This is a genomic window from Gordonia phosphorivorans (genome assembly GCF_042432625.1).
Lineage (GTDB): Bacteria > Actinomycetota > Actinomycetes > Mycobacteriales > Mycobacteriaceae > Gordonia > Gordonia phosphorivorans.
Genome location: NZ_JBHLWV010000020.1, coordinates 356,323 through 382,105, shown reverse-complemented (window position 1 = coordinate 382,105; position 25,783 = coordinate 356,323). Strand labels below are relative to the sequence as shown.

Here is a 25,783-nt window from a genome sequence, read left to right as displayed (position 1 = left end):
GGAGGCTAGACGTTCCCGGAGACGTACCTGGCGCGGGAGCCGACGGTCGCCAGCAGCGCGTCGTGCAGCCTGGGCCCGTACTCCTCCAGCGGAGGCCAGTCGACCAGCACGAGGCCGCAGTCGGTACGGGCGTAGGCGATGTTGCGGATGTCCCAGTCACCGATCGGCGCACTGAAGCCGCACGACGGGCATTCCTCGTGCGGCTCGTCGCCGCCGTCCCACCAGTCGTGCGGGTCCCACTCGTCGAGCAGTTCGTGGCACTGCGGACATTCCGGGGGTGCACTGTCGGAGAAGGCGCTCACGGTGGCACCCGGCCCGAGATCCACCGAGATGTGACCGCGTTCGTCCAGCGGCAGCGGCACACCGTCGCTGGACCCCTGGTGGGCGATCGCCATGATCTCCACGAGGGCGGCGTTGTCCACCTCGTGCCGACCGGGCTCCACCGGATCGTCGTCGGGGTCGGCGCTCAGCACCAGGCGGACCGCTTCGGTCAGCTGCTGCTCGGCGGCCGCGCCCGCGTCGCCCAGGGAGAAGTAGAACTGCACGAACTGGCTCACGGCTGCTCCTTGCGCAGCACGGCCACGAACATCGCGTCGGTGTCCTGGCGGTGCGGCCACAGTTGCACGTGCGGTCCGTCGCCGAGACTCGCCGGGTCGAAGACATCGCCGGCGACGAACGGCCGCGCGTCCAACTGTCGGACGTCGGACTGCTCGGCCAACACCGCGGCGACCACCTCCGTGGTCTCGGCCGGATGCGGCGAACAGGTGGAATACACCACCACCCCGCCCGGCCGGACCAGGTCCAGCGCGGCCGTCAGCAGTTCGGTCTGCAGCGCGACCAGCGGCGGCACGTCGCCGGGCTGCCGGCGCCACCGCGCTTCGGGCCGGCGCCGCAGCGACCCCAGGCCCGAGCACGGCGCGTCGACCAGAACCCGGTCGAAGCCCGGTTCCAGCCCGCTGTCCCGGCCGTCGGCCACATGCACCCGCACCGGAAGACCGTCGACGACCTTCTCGATCAGCTCGGCCCGATGCTCGGAGACCTCGACCGCATCCAGCTGCGCGCCGCGCAGATCGGCGAGCGAACCCAGCAGCGCAGCCTTGCCGCCGGGGCCGGCGCACAGGTCCAGCCAGCGGCCGCCGTCGTCCCCGATCAGTTCTGCGCGCTCGACGGTCAGGGCCACCAACTGGCTGCCCTCGTCCTGCACACCGGCGAAACCCTCCCGGACCGCGTCCAGCTTGCCCGGGTCGCCCTCGGGCAGGTAGACGGCGTACGGCGAATAACGGCCCTCCTCGCCGCCGCTGATCAGGGCCAGCTCCTCGGCGCTGATCTGCCCGGGGCGCGCCACCAGGTGCACGATGGGCCGTTCGTCGTCGGCGGCCAGCGCGGCCTGCAGTTCCCCGGCCGAGCGGCCCAGCGCCGCGAAGAAGACCTCGGCGATCCACCGCGGATGCGCATACGACAGTGCGAGGTTTCCGATGAGGTCCTCGGTGATCGGCGGCGCCAGCTGATCGACCCAGTGCGCCTCGTCGCGCTGGGAGACCTTGCGCAGCACGGCGTTGACGAAGCCGGACGGACCCATGCCCTTCTCGCTGCGCACCAGATCCACCGAGGTGGAGACCGCGGCGTGCGAACCGATCCGGGTGCGCAGCAGCTGGTAGGTGCCCAGGCGCAGGACGTCGAGCAGATCGCCGTCGATGTCGGCCACCGGTCGCCCGGCGGCCGCAGCGATGACCTCGTCGAGCAGGCCCATGCTCCGCGCGGTCCCGTAGGTGAGTTCGGTGGCCAGCGCGGCATCGCGCCCGCTGATCTTCCGCTCGCGAAGGAGCTTGGGCAGCAACAGGTTCGCGTAGGCGTCGCGTTCGCGGATGGCCCGCAGCACGTCGCGGGCCACCACGCGTTCGGGGTCGAGGTCCTTGTGTCGGAGTCTGCGGTCGGAGGTGCTCATGCGAACCGTTCCTGTCCTGTCAGGCGGGCGCCGCGCGCCCAGTCCGCCGCCGCCACCGGCTTCTTGCCGGGCGGTTGGACCCAACCGAGCTGGACCGCGCCCGAACCGGTGCCGACGTAGACGGCCTTCTTGCCCGCACAGATCTGTCCCGGTGCGAGCTCGCCCGGGGCCACCGTGCCGTTGACGAGTTCGTGGTGATCGGCGCGCTGGACCGGCCCCAGCTTGATGCGTGTGTCCGCGAGCTGGGTCCACGCTCCGGGGGCGGGCGTGTGGGCGCGGATGGCGCGGTCGATCAGATGCGACGGCAGGTCCCAGCGAACCTGCGCGTGGGCGACGGTGATCTTGGGTGCGTACGAGACGCCGTCGACGTCCTGGGGCACCGGCGACAGTTCGTCCGCGGCGATCCCGTCGATCACGTTGCGGGTGAACTGGGCGCCCGCATCGGCGAGGCGATCGAGGAGTTCGCCCGCGGTGTCCGAGTCTCGGATGCGTTCGGTGAAGGTGCCGAAGACCGGTCCGGTGTCCAGTCCGGCCTCCAACGCGAAGACGCTCGCGCCGGTGATCTCGTCCCCGGCGGCCAGGGCCGCCTGCACCGGCGCCGCCCCGCGCCACGCGGGCAGGAGCGAGAAGTGCAGATTGATCCAGCCGTACGGCAGGGCGCCCAGCACCGCGGGCGGGATCAGGCCGCCGTAGGCCACCACCACGCCCAGCTCGGCGTCCCAGCGGCTCAGCGCCTCGGCCACCTCGGGCGCGGACATCGTCGCCGGCGTCAGCACCTCCAGGGCGTGCGCGTCGGCGAGCTTGCCGATCGGCGAGCGCACCGCGGTGCGCCCCCGCCCGGCCGTGGTGTCCGGTCGGGTGATCACCCCGACCACCTGGTGCTCGTCGGAATCGATCAACGCCTGCAACGTCGGCACAGCCGGTTGCGGAGTTCCCGCAAACACCACTCTCATGTCAACCGATGGTAGGCGGGTCCACCTGCACGCGGATACCCGCGGTGTCTTCGTGCCGCGCATGCCGCACCACCTGTGCCGCACGCAACGCCGCCGCCAGGCGTCGACCGTCCTCGCGGGCCACCCGCAGCAGCACCCGTTCAAGGTCCTGCGTCGTATCCAGACCGGCCGGGGCGCGCACCCCCGGCGGCAGCGGTACCGGTCCCAGTTGCTGCACCCCGGGCGGCAGATCGAGCATGCCGACGAACGCGGCCACTGCGGCCGGCGGGCCGTCGACCGAGGCCATGGTGACCGCGGGCGGGAAGGCCAGTTCCCGGCGCAGCCCCAACTCGTGGGCGGCGAAACCGACCGGATCCCAGCGCACCAGCGCCTGCACGGGCAGCAGTGCCGAATCGGCGACGATCACCACCCGACCTCCGTCGGAGTGCGGCCGCACCAGGGTGGCCACCGACATCCAGGCGCGCACGGCCTCCTCGCCCGCCCGCAGATCCTGCCGATCCAACTGTGCCCACGTGTCCAGCAGCACCGCGGCGCCGTAGCCGCCCTCGGCGTGCGGGGCCGCACCCGGCGTGGCCACCACCACCCGGGCGCCGCTCGGGATGTCGTCGACGATCTTGTCGCCCGCCGAGGTGAGGACGGGCACTCCGACGAAGGCCCGACCCAATTCCTCGGCGGTGCGCTTGTCCCCCACCATCAGCGCGCGGACCACCGTGCCGCCGCACTGCGGGCACACGAACCGGTTCTCCGGGCGGCCGCACCATCGGCACGCCAGGTCGCCGCGCTCGTTCATCTGCAGGGGGCCGTGGCAGGCGCGGCAGCGGGCGTTCTCCCGGCAGCGCCCGCACGCCACCGACGGCAGATAGCCGCGGCGCGGGACGCTGAACAGCACCGGTCGGTCCTGCGTGAGAGCGCGCCGGGCCGCGTCGAAGGCGATGTTCGGGATCCGGGCCGAACGGGCCAGCGGATCACCGGCGATGCGGCGATCGTCGTCGGAGATGCCCTCGACGCGCGGCATGTCGGCGCGGACCACCGCGCGGGCGGCGACCAGGTTCCGCGCCCACCCGGACTCGACCAGGGCCTGGGCTTCGGCGGACCGGGCGAAGCCGCCGATCACCAGTGCCGACGCCGTCTGGTGCGCGCGCAGCACCGCGACCTCCCGCGGATGCGGATACGGCGACCGGGGTTCGTCGAGGCTGGTGTCGCCGTCGTCGAAGACGACCGTCAGGCCCAGCCGGTGCACCGGGGCGAAGACCGCACTGCGGGTGCCGATCACCACCCGGGCCGTGCCGCGCAGCACCCGCAGCCAGCGCCGGTAGCGCGCGGTGGGGCCCAGGCCCGCGGCCAGCGTCACGCACCAGTCGCCGAGCAGCGCAGCGCATTCGTGCTCCAGGCGGTCCAGATCGCGCTGATCGGGCACGACGATCACCACACCGCGCCCGGTCGCGGCCACCGACACGGCCAACTCGGCCAGCCGCACGGCCACGTCCTCGCCGGGGCGAGCCTGCCAGGCGACCCGCGGATGCATCCCCTCGCGCAGCGCCGCCAGGAACTCGGCGCCACCGTCGTAGGCGTTCCACCCGCTCGGATCCGGTTCGGCGAGCACGGTTTCCGGCGCAGCGGCAGGCTCGGCCTTCTCCACCCGAGCGTGCCGCGGGGGCACCGCCAGGCGCAGCACGTCGGGCATGGTGCCCGCGTACCGTTCGGCGACGGCCCGGGCGAGTTCGACCAGTTCCGGGGTCAGCACCTGTTCCGGGGAGACGACCCGCTCCAGCCAGGCGAGCTTTCCGCCGTGATCGCTCTCGGCCAGTCGTTCCAGGAGGAAGCCGTCCACCAGGCGACCGGCGAAGCGGACCCGTACCCGCGTGCCGGGCTGGGCCTCGGTATCCATCGCCTGATCGACCAGGTAGTCGAAGGGACGGTCCAGATGCGCCAAACCGAGCATCGGCAGCACGCGGGCCACCGGATGCTCGGTTGCGGGCAGGCGCTGGTTCTTGCTCACGCCCGAACCCGAAGGGTCAGGCGATGCCAGCGGCGGCGCGCAGCTCGGCGACGCGGTTGGTCTGTTCCCACGGCAGGTCGACGTCGGTGCGTCCGAAGTGGCCGTACGCCGCGGTGGGCGCGTAGATCGGGCGCAGCAGATCCAGGTCGCGGACGATGGCGGCCGGACGCAGGTCGAAGACCTCCGAGATCGCCTTCTGGATGGTGCCCGGGTCGACGGTCTCGGTGCCGAAGGTCTCCACGAACAGACCCACCGGAGCGGCCTTGCCGATCGCGTAGGCCACCTGCACCTCGATGCGCTTGGCCAGCCCGGCGGCCACCGCGTTCTTGGCCACCCACCGCATGGCGTACGCCGCGCTGCGGTCCACCTTCGACGGGTCCTTGCCGGAGAAGGCGCCGCCGCCGTGGCGGGACATGCCGCCGTAGGTGTCGACGATGATCTTGCGGCCGGTGAGGCCCGCGTCGCCCATCGGGCCGCCCAGCACGAAACTGCCGGTCGGGTTCACCAGCAGACGCGGGTTGCTGGTGTCCAGCGGCGTCGGCAGGTCGAGCTCGGCGAAGACCGGCTCCAGCACGTGCTTGGCGATGTCCGGGGTCAGCATGCCGGCGATGTCGATGTCGGCCGCGTGCTGGGTGGAGACCACCACGGTGTCCAGACGGACCGGGACGTCGTCGGCGTATTCGATGGTCACCTGGGTCTTGCCGTCCGGGCGCAGGTACGGCAGCAGGCCGGACTTGCGAACCTCGGTGAGACGACGCGACAGCCGGTGGGCCAGCGCGATCGGCAGCGGCATCAGCTCCGGGGTCTCAGCGGTGGCGTAACCGAACATCAGGCCCTGGTCCCCGGCGCCCTGCAGGTCCAGCTCGTCGGCGTGCGTGCCGGTCTGCTTCTCGTGCGAGTCGGTCAGACCCTGCGCGATCTCCGGCGACTGCGCACCGATGGCCACGTTGACGCCGCACGAGGCGCCGTCGAAGCCCTTGGTGGACGAGTCGTAACCGATCTCGAGGATCTTGTCCCGCACGATGGTGGGGATGTCCGCGTAGGCGGTGGTGTTCACCTCGCCGGCCACATGGACCTGTCCGGTGGTGACCAGCGTCTCCACCGCCACCTTGGCGCCGGGATCCTGTTCCAGCAGCGCGTCGAGAATCGAGTCGCTGATCGCATCGCAGATCTTGTCCGGATGCCCTTCGGTGACGGACTCGCTGGTGAACAGGCGGGACGCTGACGCGCTCATCGGTTCCTCTCGGAAGGTCGGTAAAGCCAAAGCTTGAAAAATGGAAAAGTCGGCCGGGGCGACCGCGTACTACCTATCTGGCACGAGGGCGGCGACTTCGTCAAGAATTCTGCTCGCCATCAACGTCTTCGAGCCATAAGGCAGACCGGTTTCGGTACCATCCGCGTGCAGCAGCCAGCCGGCGTTGTCGGCGGTGCCGAACGCCCGGCCCTCGCCGACCGCGTTGACCACCAGGAGATCGCAGCCCTTGCGGCGCAGCTTGGCGCGGCCGTGGTCGAGCACTCCGGCGTCGGCGTCGCCGGTCTCGGCGGCGAAACCGACGATGACGGTGGAGGCACCGATCTCGTCGGCGCCGCGCGCCCGCACCAGCCCGGCGAGAATGTCCGGGTTGGTGGTCAGTTCGATGGGCGCCGGACCCTCGGCACCCTTCTTGATCTTGGCGTCGGCCACCCCGACGGGACGGAAGTCGGCGACCGCGGCCGCCATGATGATCACGTCCGAATCGGCGGCGCGGGCGGTCATCTCCCGGCTCAGTTCGACGGCAGAATCCACGTGCACGATGTCGACGGCGGCGGGGGCGCCGGGTTCGCTGACGGCGCCGGACACCAGCGTCACGGCCGCGCCGCGCTGAGCGGCCACGCGGGCCAAGGCGTAGCCCTGTTTGCCGGAGCTGTGATTGCCGAGGTAACGCACCGGGTCGAGTGCCTCGCGGGTGCCGCCGGCGCTGATCAGCACGCGCACACCCGCCAGGTCGTACGGCAACGCCTCCGGGCGGGTCAGCAGCAGGTCGCCGAGCAGACCGATCTCGGTGGGCTCGGGCAGGCGGCCGGCTCCGGTGTCGGCGCCGGTGAGTCGGCCCGAGGCGGGAGTCAGGACCGTGGAGCCGTGGGCCCGCAGGGTGGCCACGTTGGCCACCGTCGCGGGGTGCTCCCACATCTCGGTATGCATTGCGGGCACGAACATCACCGGGCAACGCGCAGTCAGCAGGGACGCGGTGAGCAGGTCGTCGGCGCGACCGGCCGCGGCGCGCGCCATGAGATCGGCCGTCGCCGGGGCGATGACCACCAGGTCGGCCTGACGGCCGAGCGCTACGTGCGCCACCTCGTCGACGTCGTCGAAGACCTCGGTGGTGACGGGGTTACCCGACAGCGCCTCGAAGGTCGCGGCGCCGACGAAGTTCAAGGCCGAACGGGTCGGCATCACGCGTACATCGTGGCCGGCCTCGGTGAAATGCCGAATGACCGAACACACTTTGTACGCCGCGATGCCGCCGCCGACTCCGACGATGACGTGCAACGAGAACTACTCGCCTTCGGTGTGCTCGAGCAGGTCCGCGTGGATCTCGCGCAGCGCGATCGACAGCGGCTTCTCGTGCACACCCGGCTCCACCAGGGGGCCGACGTACTCCATCAGGCCCTCGGCCAGCTGGTTGTAGTAGTCGTTGATCTGACGGGCGCGCTTGGCGGCGTAGATGGCCAGCGCGTACTTCGACGAGGCGCGATCGAGGAGCTCATCGATGGGCGGGTCGGTGATGCCCTGCGGGGTGTCGTAGACGGTCTCTTCGACGAGATCGGCGTCGATCTCGATTTCAGTGCTCACGCTTGTTTTCTCCAAAACGTTCGTTATCTGCGACCCCATCAGGGGCCGATCAGCAAGTTTACCAACTCGCGGGCCGAAGCGTCGACATCGTCGTTCACGACGACGTGTCCGAATTCGCCGATGGCGTCCATCTCCACGCGTGCGGTCTCCAACCGACGCGCTCGGGCCTCGGGGGTTTCGGTACCGCGCCCCAGCAGTCGGCGTTCGAGCTCCTCCCAGCTGGGCGGGGCCAGGAACACCGTCACCGCCTCGGGCATCTGCTCGCGGACCAGTCGGGAACCGACCAGGTCCACCTCCACCAGCACCGGCACGCCGCGCTCCAGGGCGGCGCGCACCGGTGCGGCCGGGGTGCCCGAACGCTGCAGTCCCCCGTGGATGTCGGCCCATTCGAGCAACTCGCCGCGGTCGATCATCCGATCGAAGTCGGGACGGGTCACGAAGTAGTAGTCGCGGCCGTCGACCTCGCCTGGCCGGGGATCCCGTGTCGTCGCCGACACCGAGAACTCCAGTTCCGGCAGCAACTCACGCAGGCGGGCCACCACGGTCGACTTGCCAACGGCCGAGGGGCCGACCAGTACAACCAGTCGGCCCCTCGTCGGGAAATCCTGTGCGGATCGCTCGGTGGGCACGCTCAGGAGCTGAACTTCTCGAGCAGAGCCTTACGCTGGCGATCGCCGAGGCCGCGCAGACGACGGGTCGGCGCGATCTCCAGCTCGGTCATGATCTCCTGAGCCTTGACCTTGCCGACCTTGGGCAGGGCCTCGAGGAGGGCGGAGACCTTCATCTTGCCCAGGATCTCGTTGTCCTCGGCGTCGGCCAGGACCTGCTTGAGGTCGGTGCCGCCGCGCTTGAGGCGCTCCTTGAGCTCGGCGCGGACGCGACGGGCCTCGGCCGCCTTCTGCAGTGCGGCCGCACGCTGCTCGTCTGTCAACTGGGGAAGAGCCACGGGTCCTCCACCTTTCGTTGGTCTCGGTTCGATTGGTCCACCGACGCTATATCAGCGCCGGGTGGCTGTGCACCGCGGGTCCGGCGGACCGGCGGTACTTCACGACGAGTGTATCCATTCACGTCATGAGCAGGAGCGACGGTACCCGTTCGGGCCCGTCGCGGCGAGAACCGCCCCGGGCGCGTCGACCGGTCGCGATACCGAGTAGCCTCGGGGCCCATGCTCCAGTCCGACCTGGTCACCCTCGCCCGGGTGCTGCGCGACGATATCGCCCCGCGGAACTCTTCGGCCGCGACGGTCATCTCCGATCGACCGCACGCACGACTCCTCCGCTACGGCTCTGACCAGCAGGTACGGGACGCACGCGCGGCCGGGGCGGTGCCCGTCCTACTGGTTCCCCCGCTCGCCGTGCCGGCCCGCTGCTACGACTTGGCGCCCGGCGTGGAACCGGGCAATTCGGTCGTCGAGTTTCTGCTGTCCACCGGCACCGTGGTGTATGTCATCGACTTCGGCGACGTGACACGCGCGGAGCGCCATCTCGGTTTCGAGGACTATTTCGACTCCTTCGTGCCGCGCGCCATCGGCGATGCGGTGGCCGATTTCGCCTCCGGCGGCGATGCCGTGGACCTGATGGCGTGGAGTCTGGGCGGCACCCTCTGTCTGCTGACCGCCGCGCACGACAAGAATCTGCCCATCCGGTCGATCATCACCGTCGGGACGCCGCTGAACTACATGCGGGTGCCGCCCTATCCCCTGGTGCGTTCGCTGCTGGCGCCCACCGGCGGCCGTCCGGCCACCTATGTGCTGCGCGCCCTGGCCGGGATCCCCGCGCCCCTCGTGCGCGCCGTGTACCGCGGCTTCGCCTGGGAGCGTGAGCTCAAGAAGCCGTGGTACATCGTGAAGAACCTCGGGGACCCCGAGGCGCTGGCGCGGATGCAGGTGATCGATCGCTTCCAGCGGTCGCTGCCCGGCTACCCGGGCCGGGTGGCCGAGCAGATGCTGGTCAACTTCATCGTCCGCGACGAGATCAGTCGCGGACACCTCGATTTCGACGGCATCGCGGTGGACCTGACCTCGATCACCGCCCCGATCTTCATGGTCGGCTCGCACCGGGACGCGATCGCCCCGCACGCGGCGGTCCGGCACGGTGAGGAACTCTTCACCGAGTCCGCGCATGTGGAGTTCCACACGGTCGAGACCAGTCACCTGGGCATGCTGACCGGCTCGGAGGCGGCCGCCCACACGTGGCCGGCGATCGAGGCGTTCCGCGCCCGGTTGGACGCCGAACGCCTCTAGCGCGTCAACCGGCAGCGCGTCACGAGCTCAGTGCAGCCTCGATCTCGTCGCGGGTGGCGCCGACGGCCGCGGCCAGGGCCGCCGGATCGGGGCCCGCGCCCAGAATGCTGCGCGAGGCGGCCGGCAGCAGCCACGCCAGATCGGCGGTGTCGCCGAAGATCGACGCCAGATCCGCTGCGGTGGCGCCCTGGGCGCCCAGTCCCGGCGACAGGATCGGTCCGGCCAGTTCGCGCAGGTCCAGGCCGTGCTCACGCGTGGCCCCGACCACCACGCCCACCGTCGCGGAGCCGTCGGCGTTGACCGCGGCGCCGTCGTCGACGATGCTCTGGGCCACCGTGGTCGCGGCGGCCGTCCGGGCGGTCTGCAGCGCCTGCCCGTCCGGGTTGGACGTGCGGGCCAGCACGAAGACGCCCCGGTCGGTGGCGCGGGCCTGTTCGACGGCCGGCGACAGCGCCCCGAAACCGAGGTACGGGGACACGGTGACCGCGTCCGAGCACAGCGGCGAGCCCTCGTCGAGCCAGGCGGTGGTGTAGGCCGCCATCGTCGAACCGATGTCCCCGCGCTTGGCGTCGGCGAGCACCAGGGCCCCGGCCGCGCGGCACCCGGCGATGGTGTCCTCCAGCACCGCCAGCCCGGCCGAGCCGAACGCCTCGAAGAAGGCGACCTGCGGTTTGATCACCGCCGCGGTGGGCCCGAGACCGGCGACGGCGGCCTCGGCGAAGGCCCGCAGGCCGTCCACCGAGACCGGCAGGCCCCACTGCTCCAGCAGCGCCGCGTGCGGGTCGATACCCGCACACAGGCGCCCCCGCGCGTCGACCGCCGCGCGGTAGCGCGCAGCGAAACCGGTGGTGCTCACGCCTGCGTCCGCTGCAGCGCGGCGTGCCTGCGCTGCAGGGACTCCACGCCCATCGTCGCGCCCAGCGCGGCCTCGATACCCTGCACCGCGGCGCCCGCACCGGGCACCGTGGTGACGCACGGGATGCCCGCGGTGATGGCCACCGCGCGAATCTCGTAGCCGTCGGCGCGGGGTCCGGAGCTGCCCGCCGGGGTGTTGATGATCAGGTCGACGCGGCCGTCCCGGATCATGTCGACCACCGACTCCTCATCGGCCGCGGCCTCGAAGTGCTTGCGCACCTCGGTGACCTCGATGCCGTTGCGGCGCAACACATCCGCGGTGCCCTTGGTGGCCAGGATGGTGAAACCGAGATCGGCCAGCCGCTTGGTCGGGAAGGCGATGGACGCCTTGTCCCGGTTGGCCACCGAGACGAACACGGCGCCCTCGGTGGGCAGCGCACCGGAGGCCGCGGCCTGCGCCTTGGCGAAGGCGCGCCCGAAGTCCCGGTCGAAGCCCATGACCTCACCGGTCGACTTCATCTCCGGGCTCAGGAGCGTGTCGATGGCGGCGCCCTCGGGAGTGCGGAACCGGTTGAACGGCAGCACCGCTTCCTTGACGGCCACCGGCGAGTTCACCGGGATCACGCTGCCGTCGCCCGACGGCGGCAGGATGCCCTGACCGCGCAGTTCGGCGATGGACATGCCCAGCATGACGCGCGCACAGGCCTTGGCCAGCGGCACCGCCGTGGCCTTGGACACGAACGGCGCGGTCCGGCTGGCTCGCGGATTGGCTTCCAGGACGTACAGCACGCCGTCCTTGAGCGCGTACTGCACGTTCAGCAGACCGCGCACGCCGATACCCTTGGCCAGCGCCTCGGTGGAGGCGCGGACCTGCGCGATCTCCTCGGCGCCGAGCGTGATCGGCGGCAGGGCGCACGCCGAGTCGCCGGAGTGGATACCGGCCTCCTCGATGTGCTCCATCACGCCGCCGAGGTAGATCTCGGTGCCGTCGTAGAGCGCGTCGACGTCGATCTCCACCGCGTCCTCGAGGAACCGGTCCACCAGCACCGGCCGGTCGTCGGAGATCTCGGTGGCGCGCGCGATGTAGTCGGCCAGGCCCTGCTCGTCGTAGACGATCTCCATGCCGCGCCCGCCGAGCACGTAGGACGGACGCACCAGCACCGGGTAGCCGATCTCGGCGCCGATGTCGCGGGCTTGCTCGAACGTGGTGGCGGTGCCGAACTTGGGCGCGGGCAGCCCGGCCTCGGTGAGCACCTTGCCGAACTCGCCGCGATCCTCGGCCAGGTCGATGGCCGCCGGGCTGGTGCCGACGATCGGCACGCCCTCGGCTTCCAGGTGTGCGGCCAGGCCCAGCGGCGTCTGCCCGCCCAGCTGCACGATCACCCCGGCCACCGTGCCCGACTCGGACTCGGCGTGAATCACCTCGAGGACGTCCTCCAGGGTCAACGGCTCGAAGTACAGGCGGTCGGCGGTGTCGTAGTCGGTGGACACCGTCTCCGGGTTGCAGTTGACCATCACCGTCTCGTACCCGGCTTCGCTGAGGGTCAGCGCCGCGTGCACGCACGAGTAGTCGAACTCGATGCCCTGACCGATGCGGTTGGGGCCGGAGCCCAGGATGATCACCTTGGGGCGGTCAGGCTGCGGCGCGATCTCCGAGGTCGCCGCGGGATCGAGCTCGTAGGTGGAGTAGTGGTACGGCGTCTTGGCCTCGAACTCGGCGGCACAGGTGTCGACGGTCTTGTACACCGGACGCACACCCAGACCGTGCCGGAAGGCGCGCACGGCGCCCTCGCTGCCCAGCCCGTCGTCGCCGCCGGCGCCGCGCAGCGCGGCGATCTGGCGGTCGGACAGACCGGTGGTCTTGGCCAGCCGCAGCAGGTCCTCGTCCAGGGCGTCGGCGTCGCGGACGGAGGCGCCCACCTCGCCGATCTGCGCGATCTCGGCGAGGAACCACGGATCGATCGCGGTGGCCTCGTAGAGCTGCTCGATGGTCGCACCGGCGTCCATGGCCTGCATGATCTTGTACATGCGGCCGTCGCGCGGCACGCTGATGTCGGCCAGCAGGGCCGGCAGATCCAGCGTCGCCGGATCGGGGCGATCGGGTTCGGTCCAGAAACCCGCGGCCTTGGTCTCCAGCGACCGCATCACCTTGCCGAAGGCCTCGGTGAAGCTGCGACCCAGGCTCATGGCCTCGCCCACCGACTTCATGGTGGTGGTGAGCGTGTCGTCGGCGCCCGGGAACTTCTCGAACGCGAACCGCGGAGCCTTGACCACCACGTAGTCGATGGACGGCTCGAAGGCCGCCGGGGTGGCCTTGGTGATGTCGTTGGTGATCTCGTCCAGCGAGTAGCCGATGGCCAGCTTGGCGGCCATCTTGGCGATCGGGTACCCGGTGGCCTTGGAGGCCAGGGCCGAGGACCGCGACACGCGCGGGTTCATCTCGATCACCACGAGGCGCCCGTCGCGCGGGTCCTGGGCGAACTGGATGTTGCAGCCGCCGGTGTCGACGCCGACCGCGCGGATGATCGCGATCGACTGATCGCGCATGAGCTGGTATTCGCGGTCGGTCAGCGTCATCGCCGGGGCGACGGTGATCGAGTCGCCGGTGTGCACACCCACCGGGTCGACGTTCTCGATGGAGCAGATCACGATGACGTTGTCGCGGTTGTCGCGCATCAGCTCGAGTTCGAACTCCTTCCAGCCGAGGATGGACTCCTCGATGAGGACGTTCGCGGTGGGCGAGGCGGCCAGGCCGCCGCCGGCGATGCGGTTGAGGTCGTCCTCGTCGTAGGCCATGCCCGACCCGAGGCCGCCCATGGTGAACGACGGACGCACCACCACCGGGTAGCCGAGTTCGGCCACGGTGGCGCGGACCTCGTCCATGGTGTGGCAGACGGCCGAGCGGGCGCTCTCGCCACCGATATCGGCGACGATGTCCTTGAACATCTGGCGGTCCTCGCCGCGCTGGATGGCGTCGATGTCGGCACCGATCAGCTCGATGCCGTGCTTGGCGAGGATCCCCTGCTCGTGCAGGGCCACCGCGGTGTTGAGCGCGGTCTGCCCGCCCAGGGTGGCCAGGACGGCGTCGACCGGATGCCCGGCGGCGGCCTCGGTCTCGAAGACCTTCTCGACGAATTCCGGGGTGATGGGCTCGACGTAGGTGGCGTCGGCGAACTCCGGGTCGGTCATGATCGTGGCCGGGTTGGAGTTGACCAGCGAGACGCGCAGGCCCTCGGCCTTGAGCACGCGGCACGCCTGGGTGCCCGAGTAGTCGAACTCGCAGGCCTGACCGATGACGATCGGGCCCGAGCCGATGACCAGGACGTGGGAGAGATCAGAGCGGCGTGGCATTAGGAGTTGGTCCCTTCCATGGCGGCGACGAACTTGTCGAAGAGGTTGGCGGCGTCGTGCGGCCCGGACGCGGCTTCGGGATGGTACTGGACGGAGAAGGCCGAGCCGTCGATCAGCTCGATGCCTTCGACGACGCCGTCGTTGGCGCACACGTGGCTCACACGGCCGCGGCCGAAGTCGGTGTCGAACTCGTCACCGGCCTTGCCTTCCAACGCGAATCCGTGATTCTGCGAGGTGATCGCCACCTGGCCGGTCGCGACGTCGAGCACCGGGATGTTGATACCGCGATGGCCGAACTTGAGCTTGTAGGTGCCCAGGCCGAGTGCGCGGCCCAGGATCTGATTGCCGAAGCAGATACCGAAGGTCGGCAGGCCCGCCTTCAGCACTTCGCGGGTCAGCGCGACCGCGTCGTCGGCGGTGGCCGGATCGCCGGGCCCGTTCGACAGGAAGAAGCCGTCCGGGCGCACCGCCAGAACGTCGTCGATGGTGGCGTCGGAGGGCAGGATGTGCACCTCGACGCCGCGCGCGGCGAGCATGCGCGGGGTGTTGGCCTTGATCCCCAGGTCCAGCGCGGCGACGCGGAAGCGCGGTTCACCGGCGGCCTCGACGACGTAGGTCTCCTCGGTGCTGACCTCGGCGGCCAGGTTCGCCCCGGTCATCGGGCTCTGCGCCCGCACCTGGGCGAGCATGTCGTCGGCGTCGGTCACCGCCGCACCGGAGAAGATCCCGGCCCGCATGGCGCCGACCTCGCGCAGCTCGCGCACCACCGCGCGGGTGTCGATGCCGGCGATGCCGACCACACCCTGGGCGATCAGTTCGTCCTCGAGGCTGGAGGTGGCGCGCCAGTTGGACACGCGCGTCGTCGGGTTGCGCACCGCATACCCGGCCACCCAGATCTTGCCCGGGTCCTTGTGGTCGATGAAGTCGGCCGACCAGCGCACCTGCGAACGCTTCCCGAGCAGGCTCTCGCCGTCCTCGGTGTTCCAGCCGGTGTTGCCGATCTGCGGGGCCGTGGAGACCACGATCTGCTTGTGGTAGCTCGGGTCGGTGAGCATCTCCTGGTAGCCGGTCATCGCGGTGCAGAAGACCGCTTCACCGAAGGTGACGCCCTCGGCGCCGAAGCTGCGTCCGGAATGAATGTTGCCGTTCTCCAGCACCAATACCGCTTTACTCATGACTTCTTCCTCTTCGTTTCGGTGCCTGCCGCGTCAGCGGCGTCAAGTTCATTGCGGGTCTGTGCGGTGACGTCGGCGTAGGCCGCGGTCCAGGTGGGGTACACGCTCTTGTCGTCGCCGCGGATCCCCGAGTCCAGTTCCACGCCCGAGGGCAGTCGCCACCGGATGGCCAGCACGCCGTCGCGGGACATCACCTTGCCGGCGTGGCCGTTCTCGGTGCGGACCGCGGTGATGGCCTCCTGCGGGATCCAGATGTCCGAGGCCCCGGCGCGGGTGAGCAGGATGCCTGCGGCGTACCGCGAGTACCGGACCTGGGCGCGATCGCCGAAGTCGCCGACGGCCACCCGGGTGGCCCAGGTCGGGGCCAGGGTGCTGCCGACGTAGACGCCGCTGTCCGGACCGTCGAGCAGCTCGCCCAGTTCGGCGGGTGCGGTGGGCAACTCCCCCAGCAGCTCGGCCTGGGCCCGGCCGCGCTTGCGCCAGCCGCGCAGCGCCAACCAGATCAGCAGCAGCCACAGCAGTACGGCGCCGCACACGATCAGGGCGTCGAAGACCCACGGGCTCATTCGGCGGTCACCGTGCCGCGCAGGACCGTCAGTGTGACCCGACCGGGCAGCGTCATCGCCGCGTACGGGGTGTTGCGCGACTTGCTCGCCAGTTCGGCGGGTTCGACCACCCATTCGGCGTCCGGATCGACGACGGTGAGGTTGCCGGGCTCGCCCACCTCGAGCGGGCGGCCCTGATCGTCGAGGCCGACGATCTGCGCGGGACGCTCGCTCATCACGCGGGCCACCCCGCGCCAGTCCAGCAGACCCGGGCGCACCATGGTCTCCACGATCACCGACAGGGCCGTCTCCAGCCCCAGCATGCCGGGCTTGGCCTGGGAGAACTCGCAGCACTTCTCCTGTGCGGCGTGCGGAGCGTGGTCGGTGGCCACGCAGTCGATGACGCCCTCGGCCAGCGCGCGGCGCAGCGCGAGCTTGTCGCGGTCCTCGCGCAGCGGCGGGTTGACGCGGTTGACGCCATCGTAGGTCTCCAGCCGGGAGTCGTCGAGCAGCAGATGGTGCGGGGTCACCTCGGCGGTGATGTCGATGCCCTGCTCGCGCGCCCAGCGCAGCAGGCTGACGGTGCCCTCGGTGGAGGCGTGCGCCACGTGCACCCGGGCCCCGGCGTCGCGGGCCAGCAGCGCGTCGCGCGCCACGATCGACTCCTCGGCCGCGCGCGGCCAACCGGCCAGACCCAGACGGGCCGCGGTCGGGCCGTCGTGCGCCACCGCGCCCTCGGTGAGCCGCGGGTCCTCGCTGTGCTGGGAGATCAGCACACCCAGACCGGAGCTGTACTCCAGGGCGCGCTTCATCAGGACCGGGTCGTGCACGCACTTGCCGTCGTCGCTGAACAGCTTCACCTTGGCGGCGCCGTCGGCCATCATGCCCATCTCGGCAAGCTGCTTGCCCGCCAGGCCGACGGTGACCGCACCGACCGGGTGCACGTCCACCAGGCCGACTTCCTGGCCGATCCGCCACACCAGGTCGGTGATGGCGGCGTTGTCGGCGACCGGACTGGTGTTGGCCATGGCGAAGATCGCCGTGTAGCCGCCGCGCGCGGCCGCGGCCGAACCGGTGGCGATGGTCTCGGTGTCCTCGCGGCCGGGTTCGCGGACGTGGGTGTGCAGGTCGACGAAGCCGGGCAGCAGCACCCCGCCGCGACCGTCGACGGTGCGGGCGCCCTCTGGCGCCGACAGGCCGGTGCCGATGGCGGTGATCACCCCGTCGGTGACGGCGACATCGACCGGTTCGCCTTCGCCGTAGGGTCGGACGTCGGTGAGCAGAATCGAACCTGAGACCGTCACTGTTGCGCTCCTGTCGACTGGTGGTGGGCGGGCGCGTCGGCGCCGCCGCTGGCGAGTAGCCGGAACAGCACGGCCATGCGGACGTGCACGCCGGCGCGGACCTGATCCAGGACCACCGACTGCGGTGCGTCGGCCACGTTGAAGCCGATCTCCATGCCGCGGAGCATGGGGCCCGGGTGCAGTATCAACGCCTCCTCTGGCAGCAGCGCGCGGCGGTCGTCGTTGAGGCCATAGCGGGCCGAGTATTCGCGCGCACTCGGGAAGAAGCCGCCGTTCATGCGCTCGGCCTGCACGCGCAGCATCATCACCGCGTCGCTGCCGGGCAGCTCCGCGTCGAGCTCGGTGCTCACCCGCACCGGCCAGGTCGCCACACCGGTCGGCAGCAGCGTCGGGGGCGCCACCAGGGTCACCTCGGCGCCGAGCGTGCTGAGCAGGTGGGCGTTGGAGCGGGCCACCCGCGAATGCAGCACGTCACCGACGATGGTGATGCGGCGACCGTCGAGCGAGCCGAACTTGGCGCGCAGGGTGTACGCGTCCAGCAGGGCCTGCGTGGGATGTTCGTGGGTACCGTCGCCGGCGTTGATCACCGACGGACCGGTGCTGGTCGGCTGTTCCTGTCCCGGGGCCAGATCGGGCAGGTCGGTGCCGTCGTTGGTCCAGCGGGCGATCTGGGCGGCCGCGCCCGACGCGGGGTGCCGCACGATCAGGGCGTCCGCGCCGGCGGCCCGCAGCGTCTTGGCGGTGTCGCGCAACGACTCGCCCTTGCTGACCGACGACGAGGAGGCGCTGACGTTGATCACGTCCGCGCTCATCCACTTCCCGGCCACCTCGAAGGAGACGCGGGTACGGGTGGAGTTCTCGTAGAACACCGTCATCACGGTGCGTCCGCGCAGGGTGGGCAGCTTGCGGACCTCGCGGCCGGCCAGGGCCTGCTCGAAGCGCGCGGCCTCGTCGAGCAGCTCGACGGCGTCGTCGCGGCTCAGGTCCTCGGTGGACAGCAGATGTTTCATCGGGTCGCCTCCCCCGCCGTGCGCACCACGACCTCGTCCACCCCGTCGTGTTCGGCCAGGTGCACGTCGACGTCCTCGTCGCGGGCGGTGGGGATGTTCTTGCCCACGTAGTCCGCCCGCAGCGGCAGCTCGCGGTGGCCGCGGTCGACCAGCACCGCCAGCTGCACAGCGGCCGGGCGGCCCAGATCGCGCAGCGCGTCGAGCGCCGCCCGGACGGTGCGGCCGGAGAACAGCACGTCGTCGACCAGGATCACCAGGGCGCCGTCGACGCCACCTGTCGGCACCAGGGTGCGTTCCAGCGGGCGATGGGGTTTGTCGCGAAGATCGTCGCGGTACAGCGTGATGTCGAGGTACCCGGTGGGCACCTGCACACCGGTGAACTCCTCGATCTTCGCGGCCAAGCGCTGGGCGAGGGTGGTACCGCGGGTGGGGATGCCGATGAGCACCACCGGCCGGGGATGCTCGGCGTCGAGTGCGGTCTTCTCGATCACCTGGTGGGCCATACGGGCCACCGTGCGGCCCACTTCGGACGCGTTAAGCAAGGTGCGGGTGCGACTGGTCACACCGACCTCCTTCTCCGCCTCACGGGACGGATCGTTAAAGGATGTGTCGGGACGAAACTCTACTCCGCCGAACTCGCCGCCCGCACCTGGGGGGCCAGCGTCGAGATGCGGTCCAGCACGCCGTTGACGAAGGCGGGCGAGTCGTCCGTGGACAGCTCCGTGGCGAGCTTCACAGCCTCGGCGAGCACCACGTTGATGTCGATGTCGGGGGCGTACAGCAGTTCCCAGGTCCCCAGACGCAGGATGGCGCGATCGACCGCGGGCAGTCGGTCGAACGACCAGTTCTGCAGGTGCGAGGAGATGATGGCGTCGACCTGTGCCGCATCGGCCACCACGCCCTCCACCGCGCGCACCGCGTATCCGGTCATGTCGCCGACGCTGTCGTCGGTGGCGAAGACCTCGCGGCGCTCGGCGATCAGGTCGGTGGCCGGTACGCCCTTGGCCTCGGCCTCGAACAGCAGGTCCACCGCGCGGCGGCGTTGACGATGCCGGCCGCGGGGTTCGCCCGCGCGATCAGTTGTTGACACGGCCGAGGTAATTCCCGTCGCGCGAATCGATCTTCAGCTTGTCGCCGGTGTTGATGAACAGCGGCACCTGCACCTCGGCGCCGGTCTCCACGATCGCGGGCTTGGTGCCACCGGTGGACCGGTCGCCCTGCAGACCCGGATCGGTCTGGGTCACTTCGAGCTCCACGGTCACCGGGAGCTCGACGAACAGCGGCACGTCCTCGTGAGTGGCCACCTGTACCGACATGTTCTCCAGCAGGAAGCGTGCGCCGTCGCCCATCACCTCGGGGGTGATCGAGATCTGGTCGAAGGTCTCGCCGTCCATGAAGACGAAGTCGGTGCCGTCGTTGTACAGGTAGGTCATGTCGCGGCGGTCGACGGTGGCCGTCTCCACCTTGACGCCGGCGCTGAACGTCTTGTCGACGTTCTTGCCCGAGACCACGTTCTTGAGCTTGGTGCGCACGAAGGCCGGGCCCTTGCCCGGCTTCACATGCTGGAACTCGACGATCTGCCACAGCTGATTGTCGATCTTGAGTACTAGGCCGTTCTTGAAGTCGGCGGTAGACGCCATGTGAAGTCTCCTTAGGAAATCCGCTACAGGATCCGCAACGCCCGGGGGGCGCTCGTCAGCGACCGCGGCCCGGCATCGGAGACCACCAAGGTGTCTTCGATGCGGACCCCACCGCGGCCCGGCAGATAGATGCCGGGCTCCACGGTGACGATCGCACCGTCACGCAGTGTACCGCGCGCGGCGCTGCCGATCCCCGGCGCTTCGTGGATCTGCAGTCCGACGCCGTGGCCGAGGCCGTGCACATACTGTTCGCCGTAGCCCGCGGCGACGATCACCTCGCGCGCGGCGGCGTCGACCTCGGCCAGGGCCGCCCCGGGCACCAGCGCCGCGCAGCCCGCGGCCTGGGCCTGCCGAACGATCTCGTAGATCTCCCGCTGCCATGCCGCGGACTCGCCCAGGACCAGGGTGCGGGTCATGTCCGAGTGATAGCCGGCCACGACGGCCCCGAAGTCGATCTTGACGAAGTCGCCGTCGGCCAGCACCGCCGTCGTCGGCCGGTGGTGCGGGATCGCCGAGTTCGCCCCCGTCGCCACGATCGTCTCGAAGGCGATCGCGGCCGCGCCGCGCGCGTACATCTCCCACTCCAGCTCGCGAGCCACCTCCCGTTCGGTGCGGCCGGGCGCGATCGCACCGCGCTCGATCAACGCCGCCAGCGCGTCGTCGCCGATCCGGCAGGCGGCCTCCACCAGCGCCGTCTCCCCCGCATCCTTGACCTCCCGCAGGGTCTGCACCGTGCCGCGCAGCGGTACCAGAGTCACCGCCGTGGACTCCACGGCGGTGCACAACTCGCCGAAGACGGCCACGGTCACCGCGTCGGCCTCGAAACCCACCCGCACGGACCGGCCCGACCGACCGGCCTCGGCCACGAGGGCGCCGACGGTGTCCCGGGCCCCGACGACCGCCAGGTCCGGGCTCTGCTCGGCCACCTGCTCGGTGTACCGGCCGTCGGTGGCGATCCGGTCCCCGGCCGGGTGGTCCCGCCAGATCAGCACCGCGGCATTGCTGCCGGTGAAACCACTCAGATAGCGGACGTTGATCAGGTCGCTGACCACCAGGGCATCGACGTCCTGCGCGGCCAGCGCGGCGGCGATCGCGGCGCGTCGGGCGGCGAACGGGGGAACGGTATCGGGTGCAACACGCATACCGGAGATTGTTGTACACATCTCATGCCGGTATGTTGACCCCATGCAATCCTGGCTTCTGCGCGGCATCGTCATGTCGATCGTTCAGATCATCGCCCGAGTGCTCCTGGGCGCCGCCATCATCGCCTGGCCCGTCCAGTCGCCGATCTCGCGCTGGGTGACCATCGCCGTCGTCGTGCTGATCGCGATCGTGTGGGGCGGCTACGACGGCATCCGCGATGCGCGTGCCCACCCGGACCCCGACGACTACGAAGACCTCACCATGCGCTGGCTCAAGGCCGGCTTCGTCGCCGGCCTGGTGGCGTGCTTCGTCTGCTGGCTGCTGGGCACCTTCTGGCTCGACGGCATCGGCCAGGCCTCGTTCTGGGTCGAGATGGTCGCCGGCACCTCGTTCGTCACCCTGCTGGTGTACGTGCCCGCCTTCTTCGGCGTCAGCGTCGGACGCTGGCTGGTGCGCCGGGACCAGCGCAAGAACGAGCCCGAGGACGACTGGTCGGTGCACGAGCTGCACACCGCGCCGACCGAGACGGCCGACACCAAGGCCTGAGCGCCCCACGAACCACGAACGCCGCCGACTTCGCGAGGAAGTCGGCGGCGTTCGTCGTCTGTGTCGGCTGCCGCTGATGCCGCGCGGACTACTAGGTCAGCGAAATCGTGCCGCCGGACGAGCGCCGACCGCCGATCGCGCCGTAGGCGGCCGCGATCAGCGCCGGATCCGGGGCCTCCAGGCGACCCGGCTTCGCCAGTCCGTCGAGCACCACGAACCGCAGCATGCCCGAGCGGTTCTTCTTGTCTCCGGCCATGTACTTCAGCAGCTCGCCGAGCGCGTCCGGGTCGTAGGTGGTGGGCAGCCCCACCAGTTCCAACAGAGTGCGGTGACGATCGGCCGTCTCGTCGTCGAGCCGCCCGGCCAGCCGCGCCAGCTCGGCGGCGAAGACCATGCCCACCGACACGGCGGCGCCGTGGCGCCACTTGTAGCGCTCACGCCGCTCGACGGCGTGACCGAGCGTGTGACCGTAGTTCAGGATCTCCCGCAGCGAGGACTCCTTCAGGTCGGCGGAGACCACATCGGCCTTGACCTGGACGCTGCGCCGGATCAGTTCCGGGAGCACCGTGCCGCTCGGATCGAGCGCGGCCTCGGGATCGGCCTCGATGAGGTCGAGGATCACCGGGTCGGCGATGAAGCCGGTCTTGATCACTTCGGCCAGGCCCGCGATGATCTCGTTGCGCGGCACCGACTCCAGGGTTCCGAGGTCGATGAGGACCGCGTCCGGCTCGTGGAAGGAGCCGACCAGGTTCTTGCCTGCGTCGGTGTTGATACCGGTCTTCCCGCCGACGGCCGCATCGACCATCGCCAACAGGGTGGTCGGCACGTGCACCACACCGATGCCGCGCATCCAGGTGGCCGCGACGAATCCGGCGAGGTCGGTGGCCGCACCGCCGCCGAGACTGATGATCTTGTCGTTGCGCTTGAGGCCGATGCGTCCGAAGACCTCCCAGCAGTAGGCGGCCACCTGCAGGTCCTTGCCGTCTTCGGCGTCGGGGATCTCCAGTCTGTGCGCCTCGAGACCGCGCTCGCCCAGGAACTCCAGGATCTGCTCGGCGGTCTGCTTGAGCGGCGGCTGGTAGATGATCGCCACGCGGTCGGCACCGGTCACCGCCTCGGCGAGGTCGGTCAGCAGACCCCGTCCGATGGTCACGTCGTACGGTGCGGCCGCGCGGACGGCCACCTTTACCGGCTCGGTCATGAAGATTTCTCCTGTTCGGGCAGTGCGGTGATGATCTGGGCCACGAGGTCCGGCACCGGCGCGAGGGCATCCACGGTGTGCGAGGCGACGGCGCGATAGGTGTCGATCCGGTCGGCCAGCAGCTCGGCGTAGCGGGCCGCGGGATCGGGATGGCTCAGCAGGGGCCGCGGCGAACCGACGACCCGGGCGAAGCCCGCGACGGCGTCGATCTCGAGATAGACCACGTGGTGGTCGGCGAGCGCCGCGGCGATGGCCGGCACGGTGACCGATCCGCCGCCCAGTGCCACCACGCCGTCGGCCGTGGTCAGGACGTCGAGCACCGTGTCGCGCTCGGCGGCGCGGAACACGTCCTCACCGTCGGCGAAGAGTTCGGGGATGCTGCGGCCGGCGCGTCGGACGATCTCTGCGTCGGTGTCGAGGTAGTCCACGTCCAGGGCCGCGGCCAGCGCGTGTCCCACCGTCGACTTCCCCGAACCCATGAAGCCGGTCAGCACCACGCGGGGCGTCACGGCCGCGGCGGCCGCGCGTCGATCGCCTCGCGGTAGGAGCGAAGATTGGCGGCGGTCTCGCGCGCCGAGTCGCCGCCGAACTTCTCCAGTGCGGCCTGGGCCAGGACCAGAGCGACCATCGCCTCGGCCACCACACCGGCGGCCGGGACGGCGCACACGTCGCTGCGCTGGTGGATGGCGCTGGCGGCTTCACCGGTGCTCATGTCCACCGTCGCCAGGGCGCGGGGCACGGTCGAGATCGGCTTCATGGCGATGCGGACCCGCAGATCCTCGCCGTTGGTCATGCCGCCCTCGAGGCCGCCGGCCCGGTTGGTGGACCGCAGCACGCCGTCGGCGCCGGGCACCATCTCGTCGTGCGCGGCGCTGCCGCGACGGCGGGCGGTGGTGAAGCCGTCGCCCACCTCGACGCCCTTGATGGCCTGGATGCCCATAAGGGCACCGGCCAGGCGCGCGTCCAGGCGGCTGTCCCCCGAGATGTGCGAGCCGAGGCCGACCGGGACATCGGTGGCCACGATCTCCACGACGCCGCCGAGGGTGTCGCCGTCGCGCTTGGCCGCTTCGATCTCCTCGATCATCGAGGCCTCCGGGCCGGCGGTGAACGCGCGCACCGGGCTCGCGTCGATGGCCTCGAGGTCGCTGTAGCGGGGCGCCGGACCGTCGTAGCTGTCGCTGTCGCCGATGGAGATCACGTGCGAGAGCACCTCGATGCCCAGCACCTGCCGCAGGAAGTTCCGCGCGACGGTGCCGGCGGCCACGCGCGCCGCGGTCTCCCGGGCACTGGCGCGTTCGAGCACCTGGCGCGCATCGTCGAAGCCGTACTTGAGCATGCCCGAGTAGTCGGCGTGGCCCGGACGGGGCCGGGTCAGCGGCGCGTTGCGCGCACTGCCCTCCAGTTCGGCCGGATCCACCGGATCGGCCGACATCACCTGCTCCCACTTGGGCCACTCCGAGTTCGCGATCTCGATCGCGATCGGACTGCCCATGGTCTGACCGTGGCGGATGCCGCCGACCAGGGTGAGTTTGTCGGCCTCGAACTTCATCCGCGCACCGCGGCCGTAGCCCAGGCGTCGACGGGCGAGTTGATCGGCGATATCTGACGAGGTGACCTCGACCCCGGCCACCATGCCCTCGATCATCGCGATCAGGGCGGGTCCGTGGGATTCTCCAGCAGTTGTCCAGCGCAGCACGATAGTCGATTCTTCCAGAAGGCCGCCGGTCGTGCGTCAGCGGCTCATGCCCACTGCCCGTAGTCGGCCCGCAGAATGGTGTTCACATCCACGTTGACGCCGCCGACGGTGCGCTGCCCGCGCAGTTGCCGCAGGTGCGCGGCCGGATGCACGTAGCCTTCCGGGGTGCCCCAGCCGTGCTGCCAGAACCAGCGCGCCAACCCCAGGCTCGATGCCCATTCGATGGTGGCCGCGTTGGCGTAGACGCCGGTGCGGGCCGGTCCGATGACGGTGTGCCAGGCCAGCAGGTAGGGCGCGATCAGGGTGACGAACTGGGTGAAGGTCGGGTTGTCGTCGATCGAGACGTAGATGGGCGCGGTCGGCGGACCACCGGCCTCGGCGTGCAGTTGCGCGCCCCGGCGGCCGTGCTTCAGACCGGCCGGATAGCCGCCCAGCCAATCCGAGGTCTCCCCCTTGCCGAACTGATAGTTCGACGCGACGGTCAACCCGGCCGCGCGCATCGCCGTCGCCTCGCCGGCCAGCAGCGGCTTGCCGGTCATGTACTCGGCGCCCGGGCGGCGGTCGGACACGTAGCGGATCACCCCGGCGTGGCCGGCGGCCGCGACGGCCTTCGGATCGGGAACGCCGACCGCGTAGTCGAGCAGGGTGCCGAGCCAGGTGTTCGGCGGCAGCGACGGCGGCAGTTCCATCGAGCCCGCGGCGACGGCGGGGCCCGCGGGGACGAGCACCCCGGCACCGACGCCGACGGCCCCGGCGGTGACGGTGGTGAGGAAACGACGACGAGAGAGGGTCACTCACCCACCGTAACTGCGGGCCCATGCGTAACTCCAGAAGCAACAGTCACTGGAGTCCCAATAGTTATCCGAGGCCGACGAGCCACCATCCGATCGTCGCGGCCACCAGGGCCGGTGCGTGCGGCACGGCCGACCGTCCGGTCACCCGGCACTGCGCGAGCGTCAGCAGCGCCGCGGTGGCGACCGCCAGCAGGGCGCTCGCCGGCACCGCGAGCAGGGCGCCGCACCCCACCGCGAGCTTGACGTCTCCCCCGCCGCATCCCCGCGCCCGGAAACCGATCAAGTAGGGCACGGTCGCGGTCAGCGCGGCCAGGCCGACCGCCGGCGCCGCCGCGATCACCAGTGCCGACGCACCGAGCAGCGGACCGATCAGGACGTTGGGCAGCCGCCCGGTCCGCGCATCCACCGCGGCCAGCACCACCAGGTATCCCGCGAGCAGCCAGCCCATGCGCTCAGCGTGCGCCGTCGCCGCGGTCGTGCCGAGAGCGCTGTCCACACGCGCACCCGCCGCGGCCGGACTGTCCACAACCGCCCCGTCACGCCGGTACAGC

General features: G+C 70.7%; 26 protein-coding genes. 2 read left to right on the top strand and 24 right to left on the bottom strand.

All coding sequences use genetic code 11. The features are described 5' to 3' along the window. Nucleotides 1–5: 5 nt before the first annotated feature. The 9 genes from ACFFJD_RS11050 to mihF form a co-directional block, all read right to left on the bottom strand. Entirely contained in the window at nucleotides 6–557 is a 552-nt protein-coding gene (locus ACFFJD_RS11050; protein WP_382364028.1) for a hypothetical protein, read from the bottom strand. After that, entirely contained in the window at nucleotides 554–1,945 is a 1,392-nt protein-coding gene (locus tag ACFFJD_RS11045; protein ID WP_382364026.1) for an RsmB/NOP family class I SAM-dependent RNA methyltransferase, read from the bottom strand. The genes ACFFJD_RS11050 and ACFFJD_RS11045 overlap by 4 nt, the downstream gene beginning before the upstream one ends. Next, nucleotides 1,942–2,898, bottom strand: coding sequence for a methionyl-tRNA formyltransferase (fmt, locus tag ACFFJD_RS11040; RefSeq protein WP_382364021.1), 957 nt, complete (start codon nucleotides 2,896–2,898; stop codon nucleotides 1,942–1,944). The genes ACFFJD_RS11045 and fmt overlap by 4 nt, the downstream gene beginning before the upstream one ends. A 1-nt stretch (nucleotide 2,899) precedes the next feature. Beyond that, nucleotides 2,900–4,840, bottom strand: a complete 1,941-nt coding sequence (locus tag ACFFJD_RS11035) for a primosomal protein N' (RefSeq protein ID WP_382364472.1) — start codon at nucleotides 4,838–4,840, stop codon at nucleotides 2,900–2,902. Between the two features lie 73 nt (nucleotides 4,841–4,913). Continuing rightward, entirely contained in the window at nucleotides 4,914–6,131 is a 1,218-nt protein-coding gene (metK, locus tag ACFFJD_RS11030) for a methionine adenosyltransferase (RefSeq protein ID WP_382364019.1), read from the bottom strand. Between the two features lie 69 nt (nucleotides 6,132–6,200). Beyond that, complete coding sequence (coaBC, locus tag ACFFJD_RS11025) at nucleotides 6,201–7,427, bottom strand: bifunctional phosphopantothenoylcysteine decarboxylase/phosphopantothenate--cysteine ligase CoaBC (protein WP_382364017.1); 1,227 nt, start codon at nucleotides 7,425–7,427, stop codon at nucleotides 6,201–6,203. A 6-nt stretch (nucleotides 7,428–7,433) separates the two neighbouring features. Further along, a complete protein-coding gene (gene rpoZ / locus ACFFJD_RS11020) occupies nucleotides 7,434–7,730 on the bottom strand; it encodes a DNA-directed RNA polymerase subunit omega (protein WP_382364015.1) in 297 nt (98 codons plus the stop codon). A gap of 38 nt (nucleotides 7,731–7,768) precedes the next feature. Further along, complete coding sequence (gmk, locus tag ACFFJD_RS11015; RefSeq protein WP_382364013.1) at nucleotides 7,769–8,359, bottom strand: guanylate kinase; 591 nt, start codon at nucleotides 8,357–8,359, stop codon at nucleotides 7,769–7,771. 2 nt (nucleotides 8,360–8,361) lie between these two features. After that, the gene (mihF, locus tag ACFFJD_RS11010; RefSeq protein WP_382364011.1) at nucleotides 8,362–8,676 is read right to left on the bottom strand and encodes an integration host factor, actinobacterial type; all 315 of its coding nucleotides are present in this window, start codon (nucleotides 8,674–8,676) and stop codon (nucleotides 8,362–8,364) included. A 219-nt stretch (nucleotides 8,677–8,895) separates the two neighbouring features. Between mihF and ACFFJD_RS11005 the strand changes: the two genes are divergently transcribed. Then, a complete protein-coding gene (locus tag ACFFJD_RS11005; RefSeq protein ID WP_382364009.1) occupies nucleotides 8,896–9,972 on the top strand; it encodes a polyhydroxyalkanoate synthase family protein in 1,077 nt (358 codons plus the stop codon). A gap of 19 nt (nucleotides 9,973–9,991) precedes the next feature. Here the strand turns inward: ACFFJD_RS11005 and pyrF are convergent, their stop codons facing one another. Genes pyrF through ACFFJD_RS10955 form a run of 10 tightly spaced genes read right to left on the bottom strand, consistent with a single transcriptional unit; the run spans nucleotide 9,992 to nucleotide 20,994 of the window. Next, a complete protein-coding gene (gene pyrF / locus ACFFJD_RS11000; RefSeq protein WP_382364007.1) occupies nucleotides 9,992–10,828 on the bottom strand; it encodes an orotidine-5'-phosphate decarboxylase in 837 nt (278 codons plus the stop codon). Beyond that, complete coding sequence (carB, locus tag ACFFJD_RS10995) at nucleotides 10,825–14,178, bottom strand: carbamoyl-phosphate synthase large subunit (RefSeq protein ID WP_382364005.1); 3,354 nt, start codon at nucleotides 14,176–14,178, stop codon at nucleotides 10,825–10,827. Before carB ends, pyrF begins: the two co-directional genes overlap by 4 nt. Next, nucleotides 14,178–15,353 carry a glutamine-hydrolyzing carbamoyl-phosphate synthase small subunit gene (carA, locus tag ACFFJD_RS10990; protein ID WP_382364003.1) on the bottom strand — a complete coding sequence of 392 codons (1,176 nt, stop codon included), beginning with the start codon at nucleotides 15,351–15,353 and terminating at the stop codon, nucleotides 14,178–14,180. The genes carB and carA overlap by 1 nt, the downstream gene beginning before the upstream one ends. Then, nucleotides 15,350–15,919, bottom strand: a complete 570-nt coding sequence (locus tag ACFFJD_RS10985) for a PH-like domain-containing protein (protein ID WP_382364001.1) — start codon at nucleotides 15,917–15,919, stop codon at nucleotides 15,350–15,352. Before ACFFJD_RS10985 ends, carA begins: the two co-directional genes overlap by 4 nt. Next, on the bottom strand, nucleotides 15,916–17,202 hold the full coding sequence (locus ACFFJD_RS10980) for a dihydroorotase (protein WP_382363999.1): 1,287 nt from the start codon (nucleotides 17,200–17,202) through the stop codon (nucleotides 15,916–15,918). The genes ACFFJD_RS10985 and ACFFJD_RS10980 overlap by 4 nt, the downstream gene beginning before the upstream one ends. After that, nucleotides 17,199–18,212 carry an aspartate carbamoyltransferase catalytic subunit gene (locus ACFFJD_RS10975; RefSeq protein WP_382363998.1) on the bottom strand — a complete coding sequence of 338 codons (1,014 nt, stop codon included), beginning with the start codon at nucleotides 18,210–18,212 and terminating at the stop codon, nucleotides 17,199–17,201. Before ACFFJD_RS10975 ends, ACFFJD_RS10980 begins: the two co-directional genes overlap by 4 nt. Beyond that, nucleotides 18,209–18,775, bottom strand: coding sequence for a bifunctional pyr operon transcriptional regulator/uracil phosphoribosyltransferase PyrR (pyrR, locus tag ACFFJD_RS10970; protein WP_382363996.1), 567 nt, complete (start codon nucleotides 18,773–18,775; stop codon nucleotides 18,209–18,211). The genes ACFFJD_RS10975 and pyrR overlap by 4 nt, the downstream gene beginning before the upstream one ends. A 59-nt stretch (nucleotides 18,776–18,834) precedes the next feature. Beyond that, nucleotides 18,835–19,302 (bottom strand): transcription antitermination factor NusB, encoded by a 468-nt coding sequence (gene nusB, locus ACFFJD_RS10965; RefSeq protein ID WP_382363994.1) that lies wholly within the window; start codon nucleotides 19,300–19,302, stop codon nucleotides 18,835–18,837. Further along, nucleotides 19,289–19,852 carry an elongation factor P gene (gene efp / locus ACFFJD_RS10960; protein WP_382363992.1) on the bottom strand — a complete coding sequence of 188 codons (564 nt, stop codon included), beginning with the start codon at nucleotides 19,850–19,852 and terminating at the stop codon, nucleotides 19,289–19,291. Before efp ends, nusB begins: the two co-directional genes overlap by 14 nt. A gap of 23 nt (nucleotides 19,853–19,875) precedes the next feature. After that, nucleotides 19,876–20,994: a M24 family metallopeptidase gene (locus tag ACFFJD_RS10955; RefSeq protein ID WP_382363990.1), complete on the bottom strand. Its 1,119-nt coding sequence runs from the start codon at nucleotides 20,992–20,994 to the stop codon at nucleotides 19,876–19,878. Nucleotides 20,995–21,037: 43 nt separating this feature from the next. On the opposite strand from ACFFJD_RS10955, the gene ACFFJD_RS10950 reads away from it, so the two are divergent. Then, nucleotides 21,038–21,541, top strand: coding sequence for a B-4DMT family transporter (locus tag ACFFJD_RS10950; RefSeq protein ID WP_382363988.1), 504 nt, complete (start codon nucleotides 21,038–21,040; stop codon nucleotides 21,539–21,541). A gap of 91 nt (nucleotides 21,542–21,632) precedes the next feature. Here ACFFJD_RS10950 and aroB read toward each other — a convergent pair whose 3' ends face one another. The 5 genes from aroB to ACFFJD_RS10925 form a co-directional block, all read right to left on the bottom strand. Then, the gene (gene aroB / locus ACFFJD_RS10945) at nucleotides 21,633–22,742 is read right to left on the bottom strand and encodes a 3-dehydroquinate synthase (RefSeq protein WP_382363986.1); all 1,110 of its coding nucleotides are present in this window, start codon (nucleotides 22,740–22,742) and stop codon (nucleotides 21,633–21,635) included. Next, nucleotides 22,739–23,251, bottom strand: coding sequence for a shikimate kinase (locus ACFFJD_RS10940; protein WP_382363984.1), 513 nt, complete (start codon nucleotides 23,249–23,251; stop codon nucleotides 22,739–22,741). Before ACFFJD_RS10940 ends, aroB begins: the two co-directional genes overlap by 4 nt. Continuing rightward, on the bottom strand, nucleotides 23,248–24,456 hold the full coding sequence (gene aroC / locus ACFFJD_RS10935; RefSeq protein WP_382364470.1) for a chorismate synthase: 1,209 nt from the start codon (nucleotides 24,454–24,456) through the stop codon (nucleotides 23,248–23,250). Before aroC ends, ACFFJD_RS10940 begins: the two co-directional genes overlap by 4 nt. Before the next feature lie 26 nt (nucleotides 24,457–24,482). After that, nucleotides 24,483–25,232: a DUF1906 domain-containing protein gene (locus tag ACFFJD_RS10930; RefSeq protein ID WP_382363982.1), complete on the bottom strand. Its 750-nt coding sequence runs from the start codon at nucleotides 25,230–25,232 to the stop codon at nucleotides 24,483–24,485. 64 nt (nucleotides 25,233–25,296) lie between these two features. Next, nucleotides 25,297–25,728, bottom strand: a complete 432-nt coding sequence (locus ACFFJD_RS10925; protein WP_382363980.1) for an A24 family peptidase — start codon at nucleotides 25,726–25,728, stop codon at nucleotides 25,297–25,299. Nucleotides 25,729–25,783 lie beyond the last annotated feature (55 nt).